At 57.1% G+C, this 1,147-nt stretch carries 2 protein-coding genes; both read left to right on the top strand.

Annotated features, from left to right (window positions below):
• Positions 1 to 224 precede the first annotated feature (224 nt).
• A complete protein-coding gene (locus tag AC1DLB_RS30605) occupies positions 225 to 602 on the top strand; it encodes a DUF6124 family protein (RefSeq protein ID WP_018930331.1) in 378 nt (125 codons plus the stop codon).
• A 16-nt stretch (positions 603 to 618) separates the two neighbouring features.
• On the top strand, positions 619 to 885 hold the full coding sequence (locus AC1DLB_RS30600; protein ID WP_007941174.1) for a hypothetical protein: 267 nt from the start codon (positions 619 to 621) through the stop codon (positions 883 to 885).
• Positions 886 to 1,147: the final 262 nt, after the last annotated feature.

Genomic DNA, 1,147 nt, shown 5'->3' with positions numbered 1-1,147 from the left:
GATGTGGAAGTCCGTGGTCAGAGATACTTACCAACGCTTGTAAAGCGCATGGCGACATTTTTTATGTCAACATTGCCGCGTTATGGCGGCTGTGCGCGGGAGCACCTTCGGGTGCGCCGGGTTTTGGTGAGTTTCCCTGGTCTTCCACACCTGCGTACAGCTGCCACCCTCATGTGGAAGTGAGATGGGTAGCTCCCCCTGAAACTCAACAGAGTACTTCCCATATGAAGAAACAAACGCCTAACCCTCCCGAAACCCAAGCCGATGATGATTCCCTAGATCCCGTCGAACTTTCCGAAGTGACCGAACCCGCCATCAGCGCTCGCTTACGTAACCCCAGGCGCGCCGACCCGATCAGCCACATCTTCACCATCGTCCCCGGTGTCCACACAGAAACCCTGCTAAGCCACGCCTGCGAAACCCTCGCGTCCCTGAATGTCCTGATCACCGATCTGGCCTGCAAGCTGGAAAGCTCCAACCGCAACGTGGCGCTGACGATTCAGCAGTTGGCGGTAGTCGCCGAATTGTTGGTGAACCGCGCACTGGACACTATCGATCCGCCCGAAGGCGCAACTGCAGTTCAGCCAGGCACTCAACATTGATCAGGGAGGTTCAGTTATGGCTCGATACATGCCGATAACGGGCATCGACTGCAAAATCCCGTCGTTGCTGATTGATACCGAAGCACCTGTGGATGTGTTGCATGACACGGCGGCCTACCGCATCAGAAGCGTGACTCAACTACTGGAAACCCTCTCCATCGGCGAGGGGATCAGCCGCGATGCATTGCTGTTGCAGGACTTCGCGCGGGTGCTGGCGATTCCGCTGCGCGACGGCTGTGATTTGATGGATGTGATCGGGCGACGATTGCAGGCACAGATTTAAATGCAGTAACGAAAATGGGCGACCTCAACAGGTCGCCCATTTTGTTTACCAACGGAAATCTGAAACTTGGTGATCCATTGTGGCGAGGGAGCTTGCTCCCGTTCGGCTGCGTAGCAGTCGTAAACCCWGCACCCTAGGCCTATCTGATGTACCGCGGTGACTGGTTTGGGGCCGCTGCGCACCCCAGCGGGAGCAAGCTCCCGCGCCACAGGTTCTGTGCCAATCCGGCCAATTATTTCCAGGCTCGGCAGCTGCTACGGGG

Source organism: Pseudomonas sp. 05N434, assembly GCF_056396965.1.
This window is presented reverse-complemented; position numbering and strand designations above follow the sequence as displayed.